We start from the raw sequence: 12,894 nt of genomic DNA on the forward strand, positions 1-12,894 counted from the left end.
TTTTTATTGATGATTAATATGGATAAACCATGAAACGACGCGATTTTTTCAAACTGACTATGGGTGCCAGCCTCTTGAGCAGCTTGCCGTTGCGAGTCTGGGCACAAGGGATGATGGGCCGACATGGCTCTATGTCAGAAACAATGCCAGGCCACAACATGATGGCGGGTCAGGGCTTGATGACGCTAAAGAAAATGCCGGCCGGCCAAGCCCTGCAGACACTACCTGTACTTAAAAACAGTAGTCAGCAAAAAGGTCAGTTCCAGGGCAAAATCACCGCTTCCACCCACCAACGTGTGCTGGCCGATGGTAAAAGCACCGAGCTGTGGCTGTATAACGGACAAGCCCCAGGGCCATTAATCGAGCTGTATGAAGGTGATCAGGTTGAAATCGAATTTAAAAACCAGCTTGATCAAGCCACTACCATTCACTGGCATGGTTTGCCGGTTCCCTCAGATCAAGACGGCAATCCGCACGATCCCGTTTTACCCGGCCAAAGCCGCTATTACCGCTTTACTTTGCCCGAAGGGTGCGCAGGCACCTATTGGTATCACCCGCATCCCCATGGAAAAAGTGGCGAACAAGTGGCGCATGGGCTGGGAGGTACCATTATTGTTCGCTCTCCCCAAGACCCATTGAAGCAATACACAGAACAGCATTGGGCCATTAGCGATTTGCGGCTGGATATCAACGGCCGTATCCCCGCCAACACGGGACCAGACTGGATGAATGGTAGGGAAGGGCAGTTCGTTCTGCTCAATGGTCAGCGTGAGCCACATATCCAAACCAGTACGGGAGAGCGCATCCGTGTGTGGAACTCCTGCTCAGCCCGCTATCTGAATCTGCATATTCCGGGAGCCCGTCTGCTCCAAGTGGGAACCGACGGCGGGCTTCTGGAGCAAGTACGCCCGGCAGTAACGTCCATTCTGCTGGCACCCGCTGAACGGGTGGAGTTCTTTATCCAGGCCGACAAAGATCTGAGTACCACGCTGCAGGCTCTGTATTACGACAGGCAAAAAATGATGGTGCAAGACAGCCCGGAAACCTTGACGCTGGCGGCATTAAAAATTCGTCATCAAGATATAGATCTTCCTGAGCAGTTACGCGCCATCCCGGCTATTCCTGCTGGCTCCAGCACCGCGAAAGTCGTGTTCAGCGAAGTCATGCCCATAAGTCATGACATGCCTATGCCGTCAGCCCAGGGGGCCAGCTCCACAGACTCATCATCCATGAGTCAACACGATATGGGCGCCATGAACGATGGGCAAACGATGCCAGGCATGGCGGCCATGCGCACCATGTTCCGTATCAATAACAAGGTCTACGACATGGACCGAATTGACCTGCGCTGTCCGACCGGAGAATGGCAGTATTGGGATGTTATTAACGACTCCCATATGGACCATCCGTTCCATCTGCACGGAACGCAGTTTCAGGTACTGGCACGTCAAACCGGAATGCGATCGCAGCCGGAACCCTTCCGCGCCTGGCGCGATACGGTCAATCTACGTCCCAATGAGACGGTCAGACTGGCGTTCCGCCAAGAATTGCCGGGGCTGCGTATGTTCCACTGCCACATCCTGGAACATGAAGATCTGGGCATGATGGCGCAGCTGATGGTGGAGTAGGCTGCATCCCCATCATCTGAATTAAGACTATGAAGCCAGTCCGCCCTGCCAGCCTGTGTGCCAGCAGGGCGGACAAAGCAATCCTGCTTCAAAAAAACCCGACGCTGCCTGCATTACAATACCGTTTTTGAATTTCATACTTTCAGCGGAGCACGCGCCATGAGCCTGTTGGGCACCCCTTTATCGTCCTCGTCGGACAAAATCATGCTCTTGGGCTCGGGAGAGCTGGGCAAAGAAGTATTGATTGCGCTGCAACGCCTGGGGGTAGAAACCATAGCGGTGGACCGCTATGACAACGCACCTGGCCAGCAAGTGGCCCATCATTCGCGCACCATCACCATGAGTGACCCCGAACAACTGCGTGCCCTGATCGAAAAAGAACAACCTACGCTGGTCGTACCCGAGATTGAAGCCATTGCTACCGGCGTGCTGGAAGAGCTGGAAGCACAGGGCAAAGTCCGTGTCATTCCTACTGCCCGTGCGGCTCGTTTGACCATGGACCGCGAAGGCATCCGCCGTTTGGCTGCCGAAACCCTAGGCGTGCCAACCAGCCCCTACCAGTTCTGCGAATCACTGGAAGAACTGCAAGCGGCTATTGATGACAAAATCGGCTACCCCTGCGTCGTTAAACCCTTGATGAGCAGCTCTGGCAAAGGCCAAAGCAAGATCAGTGGCCCCGACGATGTAGCTAAAGCCTGGGACTACGCGATGGCCGGTGGCCGCGTCAGCCAATGCCGCATCATTGTTGAAGGCTTTATCGACTTTGACTATGAAATCACTTTGCTGACGGTACGTGCCTTAGGTGCAGACGGCCAGATCGAAACCCAGTTTTGCGACCCCATCGGCCATAAACAAGTCGATGGCGACTACGTAGAAAGCTGGCAGCCCCAGCCCATGAGCCCCAAGGCGCTGCAAGGCGCACGCGACATCGCCCAAGCCGTCACCGAAAACCTCGGTGGCCAAGGCCTTTTTGGCGTGGAACTGTTTGTGAAGGGTGATCAGGTCTGGTTCAGTGAAGTCAGCCCCCGTCCACACGATACGGGCATGGTGACCATGGCTACCCAATGGCAGTCTGAGTTTGAACTGCATGCACGTGCCATTCTGGGTCTGCCTGTGAATACAGCCTTGCGTATGCCAGGTGCCAGCGCCGTGATTTACGGTGGCGTGGACGCCAAAGACGTGGATTTCCTGAATGTGGCAGAAGCATTGCGCATTCCCCAAACCGATATCCGTCTGTTCGGTAAACCGGAAAGCTTTGAAAATCGCCGTATGGGTGTCGCACTGGCAGCAGACAAGGATCTGGAAACCGCGCGTGCCAACGCCCTGAAAGCCGCGTCCCTGGTTAAAGTTCAAGCCCGTTAATACCAGGAGCTGTTCACCATGCCAATTATCGTTGTACTGCTGTTTATCGCAATTATTGCGGCACTTGTGTATGGCGGCATGCAGCTCTTTACCCTTGTCAGCACCAGTGCAGGAGTCGTGGCCGCCATCTTAAGTCTCTTGATAGCGGCCGCGATTCTGCTCGCTCCTTTTATTGTGTGGCGACGTCGTTATCTAGCTATCCACGGTAAAAAGCAGCAAGGCCAACGCATTCTGGAATTGGCCTTGCCCGACGGTTCCATCCGTCTGAATGCCTTGCGAAAACGCGGCCAAATTCAAAGCGGACAGGGCACACGAGCCTTTATTTTTGCGGATATTGCAGCGGTTGAAGTGCAGGGCAGGGGATTGACGCTGGTATTGCGTAACCCCGCGCAACGCTGGGAAATACAGATGGCAAATGTCGCAGACGCCAAACGCTGGCACAAAATAGTCAGTCTGGCGGCGCGACAGGACTTATAGCTTAGCTGTCAAAGTCTGTAGTTCTATACCTGCTCACTAAACTGATCCGACAAGGCCGGTTCATTCAGGCTAATCATGTGCTCATCTAAAGACTCCAACGTTTCCACCACGATGCGAAGCACCTGAATACGCGCCGCTTTTTTGTCTTTGCTGGGCACTATATGCCAGGGCGCCATATGAGTATCGGTCTGGGCGAACATTTCTTCTGCCGCCCGCTGATACGCCGTCCACTTGTCCCGATTTCGCCAATCATCTTCCGTAATCTTGTAAGCCTTGAAGGGTGTTTCTTCGCGAGCCTTAAAACGCTTGAGCTGCTCGTCCTTATCAATATCCAGCCAAAACTTGATCACCGCGGTGCCGTTAGCCAACAACTGCGCCTCAAACTCGTTGATTTCCTCGTAAGAGCGTTGCCAAGCCGCACGGGAGATCAGTTTTTCCACACGCTCTACCAACACACGGCCATACCAGGATCGATCAAAAATCGATATTTCACCCAGGCGTGGCAATTTACGCCAAAAACGCCAGAGGTAAGGGCGGGCCAGTTCCACCGCATTAGGAGCAGAAATAGGGTGGATGTCGTAAGTGCGCACGTCCAGGGCTTCGGTCAAACGGCGAATGGTGCCGCCTTTGCCTGCAGCATCACGGCCCTCAAACACCAGTACTAAGGAATGCTTGCGGAAGGCTTTGCTGCGTACCGCGCAAGACAAACGGCCTTGCCAATGCAATAGCTCGGCGTCGTAGTCCTGTACCGGCTCCTCCGGGGGAGGGGACAACAGCGAAGCTGTGGGTACGTTCAAACGGAACGGGAAAGCGTGGAGCTCTTTAACCTGACGCGGGACGATGGGCTTGTCCATCGCCTGCAACACCACTTTTGCCAAGGACACATCACGCAGGTTTTGATCGGCACTGGGGATCACCACCCAAGGGGCGTAGTTCCGATGGGTCAGGTTGATGGTTTGCGTAGCAGCATTACGCAAGCGGTTGAATTGCTTATGAACTTTCAGGTCAGCCTTGCTGACACGCCAAGCCGTATTAGGATCGGACATCAAGGTGGCGCAACGATCCAACTGAGCCTGAGCCGAAAGGTGAAACCACAACTTGAGAACCTGCACACCTTGATACGCCAGCTGGGCTTCAAAACGGTTGATCAAGTGGGTATACAAAGCAATCTTGGCTGGATCGGGCTCTTTACGACCCAACTCCTTCATCAGCGGTGCATACCAGGAACCGAACACCAAACCTGTCTGACCGCGAGCGGGCAAGCTGTTCCAATACCGCCACATCAAAGGCCGCATGGCTTCTTCTTCGCTCAGTTTCCCGAAAGCCAGAGTGTGTACATGGCGCGGGTCCAACCAGGAGTTCAAGGTATTGATGGCGGTGCCTTTACCCACACCGTCCATACCCGCCACCACAATCAGCAAGGTTTGATCTGCTTTTTGCAGGCGTTCGTACTGTTTAGAGAGCAGCGCTTCACGCAGCGTATCAATCTGCTGCTTGGCCAGGTCATCACTCAAACTAGGATCGCGTTCGGCAAACTGTAATACATGGCCCATGGTGTTTCGCTCCGGTTCATACTGCCTGCCACTATAACCATGCGAGAGAACACTGATCTACCTTCACAGCAAAAATAATCAGTGAAAAAGAAGAAGGGGAAGAACCAGAAGGAGCATTACAGTGGACTAGCTATTTCAAGCATCCATAACCGACTTTACATAATATACATTATGCGGTTTATATCAATACGGACAGCAGGCCACACTTTGGCGCCGTAAATGCTTAAACCTCTCCTATGCACCATGTCTCGGAAAAGCTTTCCTTAGAGCCGACTTAGGGAGCAATCTCGCAGCTTTGCAGACTATATAAACGCGAGCGGCCCTCAATATCAAATTTGCGTACCTTCACTCCCTGGCCGCCACTGACGCCTATGGCTTACTAGCAGCATGAGTAATCGGCACTGCCAGCCCGCGCGGACACCCTGCTCAATCCAGACACAAACCACGATCGGTCTCTACCAAGCCAGTGCACAGCCATCAATCGGAAGACCAAACCTCTTACCGCTACCACTCACATCTTGTTAGCTGAGCTGCAGATAACACGTGCCATAGACTTCGAACCCCGCCGTGATACCCACATATTCGTGCTTCGCCTCACCCTGGCCAGACACGGGTCCTTTGGCAAACCTGGTCCGCCAGCTTTTTTCTTGCCTGCTGCAAAGGGCCATGCACAAGTACATCGTTCCATCCCCCGCTGTTCTGGCTTTGAAGGGGCAGAAAATAATTTTCTGCACTGATAAAGAAATACTCAGGCAATTCATTCCATACACAAACACCACAATCACAATATCAATTTAAAGTTAGGTCGCAAATAATAAAGAAAGACAAAAACCAGCTATTTTTGTATTTAAATTGAATTTGTATTAAAACAATTCAACTGCTATTCTCTGCTTGCACATAAGTGCAAAAAAATGTAGTTAGGCGCAACTTAATTAACAAGCTGAGGACTTAACCATGACTGATAAAGATATTACAACTGAAGAAAGCACGATTCGGGCTTATGCACAATGGATAGAAATTACCGTATTCGTCGTCAACTCTAACTTCAAAGTAGATGGCGCTTATCTAAAATGGGGAAAATTTCATGTGCCAGGGAATAAAGACAAGGAAATCAGTCCCAGCCAAATAAATGGAACCATTATTAAAGATGAGGACTCATACACGATTGCCTCTTGCGGCCGTGAGAACGCCTCCTCAGGAACTGAAGGAGGATTTTCTCTATATGATGGTGATAAATTAGTGTTCCAGTATTACTGGGATTGCCCCTGGAGTGGCTCCAACAGTGATGAACTCACCGTAAAGGACAAAGAAAACTACACGGTGATTAAAAAAGGTGGCGGCAGCCCAAGTGGCGCAACAGGCAATATTTTCATTACTGTTGTCAAAAAGTCCTAAGGGAGAAAATCATGGGCATAGAAGCTAAATCCATCAATCCATTACTGGGAATCACAGTTGGATCTACTGTTCTTGGGAATGATTTCAAACCTTCAGTTCTGATAAATCCAATTACCAGGATGATTACCCAAAAAGAAATTGAAATGGGTATGAGTGGTAAAAGCCAATATGTCTATACTGATTCCTTGAACGAGGGAACCATTGGTTTTTCAGGAGCCTATGGCCCCTCGGGGATCGCCAAGTTTACGTCAGCAGTCTCCGTTTCTGTTAGCAATGCGACTGCCTCGGAGTACAAGTCCATAAAAGTCTCCTACAATATTTCCATGATATCGGGAATAGAATATATAGACTTTGACAACTTGACGGTAGAGGACGTATTAAACTCTTTAAGCGCTGGACCTAAAAACCAGTCATTAAAGGTTTTGGAAAAATTTATCGCTGCGCGTGACTGCACTGGATCGTCTATAGAAAAAGACGAGCTAATGAAAGAATGGATAAAATCTCTGCAAAACTTCATTTCATCCTACGGAGACGGCTTGGTCGTTGGAGCCATCTGGGGTGGAATGGGCTCTGTATCCACGGAGATGACGAGCAAAAAATCAGAAGATAGCTGGAAGTATGGAGAAACGGCTGAATTCAGTTATTCAGGGATAGGAAGCTCCGTATCCATCGCGCAAACATATAATGGATCTCAAAAAGATCAAAGTTCTGAAGTTGAGGTATCTTGCAGGGCTCTCGCCAGTGGGGGCTGCGTTGAAAGCCAGGTAAATTCATGGTTTGACGTTGTTGCGAACAAGTCGTTTGCTGAGATTTCAGGGATTAGCTTGCTGGATAAAGCTCCTATGCAAAGCTCAGTAAGCCCTCCTCCAAAAATACCTGACTTCCTAAAACCAGAAAAAAATGAAGAGGTAACGGAAAAACTGGACACCATTAAAAAGCTAGGAGATTCTGAAGAGTTTTCGCTCGCTTCCGGGTATGAAGAAGCCAAAAAAACAAACCCGAATTTAACTTTTGAAGAGTTCAAATCAACTGTTCGAGACAAGAACAATATTGATGGATTGAACAATTTGGCATCCAAAGTCCAGGAAAACTCATTAGACGTACTAGCAGAAGGAAGCATTTCCAGGAGGAAGAGAAACATCTCGCTGCAAGGTATTAGAACAACCCATTTAGACTCAAATTCAGACTACGCTGTTCTAGGCGCCTGGATAGCAAATTGGTCAGATATTTTCCCATGGATGTCGATGGGATACATGAACGAAATCAACGATGCAGAGGTCGCGGAATACATCTTGAAAATTCGTTGCATGATGCAAGATCTGTCCACTTTGAATACTATTTACAATACATTTAACGCATGCAATATTAAACTAGATTTCTGCCATCTTAACTCCGCCTCTCAAGTAGCCGACTCTTTTAAAATTGCACAGGGAGTATTGAGCGATAACGTAGAGAGTGACGATGCGGTAGAAATTGCATTCAACTCGTTAAGCGATGAAGCCAAAAAGATTTATACCGCATGGAACGAAATTGGTTTCTTACGTAACGCGGAACTTGGCCTAGGCCTGCTCGTTGGGGATCAATCAGTAAGCAGCGAAATCATCAACGTTAACCCGATACCGTATCCCGAGGTGAGCTACAAGGCTGCTTATTGCAGCTATGGAAGCAACAACCCGACTGCTTTTAGCTCGTTCATAAAAATGATTCCATTCATTGATACGAATGGTGATATTTATGTCTTCGGGCCGTCCCTGATGCTATTACGAAAAGCCTTGCCTGAAAAAATGATTTTCACCAAAGGCGGCGAAATGGCAATGAAGCTAACAGCAGATAAAGAAAAAGGAATTTTGACTAAAGACAGTGTCAGGTTAATACCTATTCCATACTCTGCTGCCAAGGGAATTCAATGGCGAGGACAAAGCCAAGGGCGAAGTCTTGCGTCAAGCCAATCTCTACAAGATCAATTTACTGCCTTGGAAAAAGAACTGGGCAATCTCAACATTTGCACATTAAGCAGCGATTCCTGGTCTAAGGATTGGGTTTATACCGTTCCCTATACCTTACGGAAAATAAGCACCACTTATATTGGAACCGTTGAAAAAATAAACACTATATTTGGATAAGCTGGTCTGAAACTCTGGCAGTCCCCGTAACAGACTCTCATGAAAGGCTCTTCAGGCGTAAATCACGCCTGGGGGGCTTTTTTCCATTAGTGTGGTGCTTATAGTTATTGTTCTATGACCACTCTTGACCGAGATACATTCTGGGGAAAGAACTCTACAGCGTCATCTTGAAACCCTTGTGGCTGGCCGTGAAACCCAACTGCTCATAAAACCGATGCGCATCGATACGAGCCATATCCGAGGTTAGCTGCACAAGGTGACACTTGCGTGCACGGCATTGCTCGATGGCCCACTGAATCATCAAACGCCCCAATCCCGTGCCACGAGCTGCACCGGCAATACGTACCGACTCAATCTCGCCACGCCACGCGCCCTGATGCGACAGGCCTGGCATATACGTGATCTGCAAGGTACCTACCACCGCGCCATCAAGCTCTACAACCGCCAGATACTGATTAGAGTCCGCTTCTATCGCCGCAAAAGCATCCAGATAGGATTGAGCCAAAGGCAGGCTGGAGTTTTCCCGCTTCTGGCCCAAAATATCGTCGGCCAGCATAGCTACGATTGCTTCCAGATCCGCTGCCGCTGCACGACGAAAAACAGGTGTCGACGTCACTTCAAACTCCTCAATAAAGCAAAATTGATCTGAAATTATGCCTCCCGGACCTGACGAAACCGTGACTAGCCCTTCATTCTGATTGCTTATTCTCGGTAATCGCGGGATTGGTCGGAGTCTTTTCCGCTTCCAGCCATGCCAGCCAGGACGATTGCAGGCGCCAAGCACTGGCTGCGCCGGGGGCATAACCCATAATTTCCTCGATCTCGGGCAGAGAAAAGCCACGTTCGATCAAGCCCGCCCCAAAGGTATTACGCAAACGCTGAGGCGTCATCAACAGATCCATCTGCTTGATGCCCCATTTGCTGACAATACGGGCCAAAGTAGCCGGATTCATTTGTGCCTGGGGTCGGGCAGCGCTGATTTGACGAGAGCCGGGGAAAACGCGGCTGTCCTTGACCCAGGCTGAAGCGTCCTCTGCGCCGCTGAAAGTCAGCCAGCTACGCAATATGTCTTCACACCAAACGGGGGCTACGACCTCGCGCTTGGCCGCGCCAGTCAATTTCAACAGAATAGTCCCATCACGCCATTGCGTGTTGTGCTCCTCATCCGCTTCCTCCGATTCCACCGGATCGGTCCTGCGCCTGGCCACGCCGATGGCTGAAGGGTGCAACTGCCCTAACTCCACCGGACGCAAGCCTGTGCCCAACATCACAGCCACAATCGTCATATCTCGATATTCACGCCAGCGGGCCGCAATAGTCATATCGCTGGCCAGCTCCAGGACACGCCACCGATTTTGAAGAGCCTTGATCGTGGCAAGACATTGATCAACAGCCAGGAACTGAGTGGCCTGGTTATCAGGAGCCTGCCGCCAATTTTCCTTGAAAGGGTCATTGATGGCAGGCGCCAGAGCAGGATTTTCAGAGCGACCGTCTTGGCGGCAGAGCTCTTCGTAGGCGCGGGCAATCACTTGCTGATAGCGCTCGCGCTGCGGTCTGCGCACTTCATCCAGATTGCTTAAGAAATCCCGTATATCTACAGGCTTGATCTGTGTGTACTGTTTTTTGTGATCTTGAAGAGCCTGTAAGAAACGCCGCCACAATGTTCGATAAACCCGCTGCGTACTGGGTGCCATAGGCGGACGCTGGTGTTGCAGCCAAGTATCAAACAAGGCTTCGGCTGAGATGTCCGCGGCCTGCGAGCCCAAAATTGGCAGGTCAAACTGCCCTTCTTCTCTTGTAGACCGTTTTTTCATCGCGTTCTCGTCATTTCCGTTAATTGCATTTTATGAGGAAACTAGTACGTAGTACAAGCCTTGGGACTGCTTTAGTACGAGGAAAAGCAAAGCAGAAAGCAAGCCTGCTTGATGGACTTAATGCCTTATGCCCTTGGAAGCCTGTCTACAATACTTGGGCCTTGCCACCCTTAGGAACAACATCACAATGGATTACCTGGTTACCGCCCCGCACCGATCTGAATACCCTGCCCCCTTGATCCTTGAAAAGGGAGACCTTCTGGTGGTGGGTGACCGGTATCAGGGCCCGGAAAAGTGGGATAACTGGATTTATTGCTCCACCAGCACACATGCCGGTGGATGGGTGCCCGAACAGATCATCGAGCACCTGCCTGAAACTCATACGGGTCGCGCCATGGAAGACTACAGTGCCATGGAAATGAATGTGGACAAGGGGGACCTTGTGCAAGGAGACAGACTGCTCAATGGTTGGTGCTGGTGTCTGCGCGCCCAAGACGGCGCACAGGGCTGGGTGCCGATCAGTCACCTCTCTCCCCTGCCCTCCACACCTTGAAGCTTAAGCACTATCTGTACAGATTCTGATGAATCCAGCCCTTGCTGGTCAAAATCATCCGTGCCTGCCCTTGCACTTCCTGCGCAGTCAAAGCAGGTAGATCCTCGTAAGCGTCCAGTACCGCCGTGTCTCTGATCCAAGCCGCGGCATCCGCCAGGTGATAGATATAACTCACTTGGCTCAGGGTAAAACCGCCCCCACTGGCCGGCTCCGTAAAGTAGCTGATACGGTCTAGCACCAGACGCCCCGTACAAAAGGCATCGTGTTCACCCTGGGCCTGACCGCTATCGGAACGACGCAAATACGTGTCCGCATTGGCATCCAACTCGTAGCGCGGCGCGTTTTCTGTTCCTGCCTGACGCAGCAAGCCTACTTTGGCCAAAGCGGCCAGACGGGCCCGATCTTGCACCATCAAAGGCGAATCATGCTCGGCCTGATAGGGGTACACGCGTCCTGGCACACCTACACACAAACCATCTCGGGTATCCAGATAGCCCTGGATAGCACTCTTGAAGTTGTCCTCATTGGCCTGTTTGGAGTCCTGGCACCCTGCCAGTAAACCTGCCACCACCACGACCAACGCTGTTTTCCACATAGATACTTCCTTGCTTGCTGACGAGCTGAAAGACCGAGTTTAGCCCGCCCCCGCCCTGCACCAAAAGCCTTGTCACAAGCAGACAAGAAAATGCCTTGCTCAGCCAGCCAACGGGCAATACCCCCCAATATTGCATTACTGCATTGCAAAATCTGCTCTTTTACGATCCTTACAAACAGGTTAAAGTTTCCTGGCTTCGTAAATGAAAGGCATTATCAATGAGCATCACCCCTGTCCCAGTCGACCGCCAACGCTACACCGTGGTAGCGCGCACCTTGCACTGGCTAATGGCCTTGGCCCTGACCGCCCTAGTGACGGTAGGCTACACCATGAAGACCTTGCCCTTGTCCCCGCTGAAACTGCAAGTCTATTCCTGGCATAAGTGGGCCGGCATTTCTTTACTGGTGTTAGTCATCTTGCGCCTGCTCTGGCGTTTGTTTAACCGCCCTCCTGCCCTACCCGCAGGCATGTCGCCTCTGGCCCGGGCCCTGGCCCATGGCGGCCATGCAGTCCTGTACTTCTTGATGATTGGCATCCCTTTGACGGGCTGGCTGATGAGTTCGGCCAAAGGCTTCCAGACCGTCTGGTTTGGTGTGCTGCCCCTGCCTGACCTGGTCTCCAAAGATAAACCTTTGGGTGAGTTACTGGTCCAAGTCCACATCTTTTTCAATTACGCCCTGATTACCATGGTCAGCCTGCATATTCTGGCGGCCTTGAAGCATCAGTTTATAGACCGTGACGGCTTGCTACGCCGTATCACCTTTACCTTAGGCAAAGCCAAATCATGAGCAAATCTGTCTTTCTGTCCCTGTTGGTCGGCTCCCTGAGCCTGAGCGCCAGCCTGTCGGCCAATGCCAAGAACTACCAAGCCCTGGATGCCCAAAATAGCGAGATCGGCTTTCAGTATTCCCAAATGGGCGTGAAGCTGGATGGCCAGTTCCGGAAATTTGAAGGCGAGCTGAACTTCAACCCTGAAGCCCTGGATCAGTCCAAGGTGGTCTTGAAAGTTGCTTTGGATAGCGTTGATACCGGCTCGGACGAAGCCGATGACGAACTGCAAGATGTGCGCTGGTTCGATATTGACGCGCATCCCCAAGCCGTTTTCAGCTCCAAGAGTTTCCGCGCTGTCAGCGCCCAGCAATATGAAGTGGAAGGCACGCTGCAAATCAAAGGCCGCGAACTGCCCGTCACCGTGATGGCGACCATGGCCCCCCAAGGGGACAAGGCGACATTTAGCGGTACCTTTGAAATCAAGCGTGGCGACTTTTCTATCGGTGAAGGCTCCTGGTCCACCTACGACATCGTGGCCAACGAGATCACCGTGAACTTCAAAATTGATGCGAAGTAAGTAGACGCATCAGCGCCCTCTCCTCCCTACCCGCTTAACAAGGATT

General features: G+C 51.2%; 12 protein-coding genes. 8 read left to right on the forward strand and 4 right to left on the reverse strand.

The window, feature by feature from the left end:
- Nucleotides 1-29 precede the first annotated feature (29 nt).
- The 3 genes from IE156_RS00595 to IE156_RS00605 all read left to right on the forward strand — a co-directional run bounded on the left by IE156_RS00595 (nucleotide 30) and on the right by IE156_RS00605 (nucleotide 3,467).
- Complete coding sequence (locus IE156_RS00595) at nucleotides 30-1,628, forward strand: multicopper oxidase family protein (RefSeq protein ID WP_189390562.1); 1,599 nt, start codon at nucleotides 30-32, stop codon at nucleotides 1,626-1,628.
- A gap of 159 nt (nucleotides 1,629-1,787) precedes the next feature.
- On the forward strand, nucleotides 1,788-2,990 hold the full coding sequence (gene purT / locus IE156_RS00600; RefSeq protein WP_189390563.1) for a formate-dependent phosphoribosylglycinamide formyltransferase: 1,203 nt from the start codon (nucleotides 1,788-1,790) through the stop codon (nucleotides 2,988-2,990).
- A gap of 18 nt (nucleotides 2,991-3,008) precedes the next feature.
- A complete protein-coding gene (locus IE156_RS00605) occupies nucleotides 3,009-3,467 on the forward strand; it encodes a hypothetical protein (protein ID WP_189390564.1) in 459 nt (152 codons plus the stop codon).
- 23 nt (nucleotides 3,468-3,490) lie between these two features.
- Here the strand turns inward: IE156_RS00605 and pap are convergent, their stop codons facing one another.
- Nucleotides 3,491-5,020 (reverse strand): polyphosphate:AMP phosphotransferase, encoded by a 1,530-nt coding sequence (gene pap / locus IE156_RS00610; RefSeq protein ID WP_189390565.1) that lies wholly within the window; start codon nucleotides 5,018-5,020, stop codon nucleotides 3,491-3,493.
- Between the two features lie 954 nt (nucleotides 5,021-5,974).
- On the opposite strand from pap, the gene IE156_RS00615 reads away from it, so the two are divergent.
- Nucleotides 5,975-6,415, forward strand: a complete 441-nt coding sequence (locus tag IE156_RS00615) for an aegerolysin family protein (RefSeq protein ID WP_189390566.1) — start codon at nucleotides 5,975-5,977, stop codon at nucleotides 6,413-6,415.
- A gap of 11 nt (nucleotides 6,416-6,426) precedes the next feature.
- Nucleotides 6,427-8,538 carry a hypothetical protein gene (locus IE156_RS00620; protein WP_189390567.1) on the forward strand — a complete coding sequence of 704 codons (2,112 nt, stop codon included), beginning with the start codon at nucleotides 6,427-6,429 and terminating at the stop codon, nucleotides 8,536-8,538.
- 154 nt (nucleotides 8,539-8,692) lie between these two features.
- Here the strand turns inward: IE156_RS00620 and IE156_RS00625 are convergent, their stop codons facing one another.
- Both IE156_RS00625 and IE156_RS00630 read right to left on the reverse strand, forming a co-directional pair.
- Nucleotides 8,693-9,154 (reverse strand): GNAT family N-acetyltransferase, encoded by a 462-nt coding sequence (locus tag IE156_RS00625; RefSeq protein WP_229840809.1) that lies wholly within the window; start codon nucleotides 9,152-9,154, stop codon nucleotides 8,693-8,695.
- Between the two features lie 73 nt (nucleotides 9,155-9,227).
- Nucleotides 9,228-10,352 (reverse strand): site-specific integrase, encoded by a 1,125-nt coding sequence (locus IE156_RS00630; RefSeq protein ID WP_189390568.1) that lies wholly within the window; start codon nucleotides 10,350-10,352, stop codon nucleotides 9,228-9,230.
- Between the two features lie 187 nt (nucleotides 10,353-10,539).
- Between IE156_RS00630 and IE156_RS00635 the strand changes: the two genes are divergently transcribed.
- Nucleotides 10,540-10,905 carry an SH3 domain-containing protein gene (locus IE156_RS00635; RefSeq protein WP_189390569.1) on the forward strand — a complete coding sequence of 122 codons (366 nt, stop codon included), beginning with the start codon at nucleotides 10,540-10,542 and terminating at the stop codon, nucleotides 10,903-10,905.
- A gap of 10 nt (nucleotides 10,906-10,915) precedes the next feature.
- Here IE156_RS00635 and IE156_RS00640 read toward each other — a convergent pair whose 3' ends face one another.
- A complete protein-coding gene (locus IE156_RS00640; protein WP_189390570.1) occupies nucleotides 10,916-11,500 on the reverse strand; it encodes an SEN1982 family lipoprotein in 585 nt (194 codons plus the stop codon).
- 218 nt (nucleotides 11,501-11,718) lie between these two features.
- Between IE156_RS00640 and IE156_RS00645 the strand changes: the two genes are divergently transcribed.
- Nucleotides 11,719-12,288, forward strand: a complete 570-nt coding sequence (locus tag IE156_RS00645) for a cytochrome b (protein WP_189390571.1) — start codon at nucleotides 11,719-11,721, stop codon at nucleotides 12,286-12,288.
- Nucleotides 12,285-12,848 carry a YceI family protein gene (locus tag IE156_RS00650; RefSeq protein WP_189390572.1) on the forward strand — a complete coding sequence of 188 codons (564 nt, stop codon included), beginning with the start codon at nucleotides 12,285-12,287 and terminating at the stop codon, nucleotides 12,846-12,848. Before IE156_RS00645 ends, IE156_RS00650 begins: the two co-directional genes overlap by 4 nt.
- Nucleotides 12,849-12,894: the final 46 nt, after the last annotated feature.

This window comes from Alcaligenes pakistanensis, assembly GCF_014652815.1.
Classification (GTDB): Bacteria; Pseudomonadota; Gammaproteobacteria; order Burkholderiales; family Burkholderiaceae_B; genus Alcaligenes; species Alcaligenes pakistanensis.

Coding starts and splice junctions, on each gene's coding strand:
- IE156_RS00595 (WP_189390562.1), top strand. CDS start 30: ATGAAACGACGCGATTTTTTCAAACTGACTATGGGTGCCAGCCTCTTG.
- purT (WP_189390563.1), top strand. CDS start 1,788: ATGAGCCTGTTGGGCACCCCTTTATCGTCCTCGTCGGACAAAATCATG.
- IE156_RS00605 (WP_189390564.1), top strand. CDS start 3,009: ATGCCAATTATCGTTGTACTGCTGTTTATCGCAATTATTGCGGCACTT.
- pap (WP_189390565.1), bottom strand. CDS start 5,020: ATGGGCCATGTATTACAGTTTGCCGAACGCGATCCTAGTTTGAGTGAT.
- IE156_RS00615 (WP_189390566.1), top strand. CDS start 5,975: ATGACTGATAAAGATATTACAACTGAAGAAAGCACGATTCGGGCTTAT.
- IE156_RS00620 (WP_189390567.1), top strand. CDS start 6,427: ATGGGCATAGAAGCTAAATCCATCAATCCATTACTGGGAATCACAGTT.
- IE156_RS00630 (WP_189390568.1), bottom strand. CDS start 10,352: ATGAAAAAACGGTCTACAAGAGAAGAAGGGCAGTTTGACCTGCCAATT.
- IE156_RS00635 (WP_189390569.1), top strand. CDS start 10,540: ATGGATTACCTGGTTACCGCCCCGCACCGATCTGAATACCCTGCCCCC.
- IE156_RS00640 (WP_189390570.1), bottom strand. CDS start 11,500: ATGTGGAAAACAGCGTTGGTCGTGGTGGTGGCAGGTTTACTGGCAGGG.
- IE156_RS00645 (WP_189390571.1), top strand. CDS start 11,719: ATGAGCATCACCCCTGTCCCAGTCGACCGCCAACGCTACACCGTGGTA.
- IE156_RS00650 (WP_189390572.1), top strand. CDS start 12,285: ATGAGCAAATCTGTCTTTCTGTCCCTGTTGGTCGGCTCCCTGAGCCTG.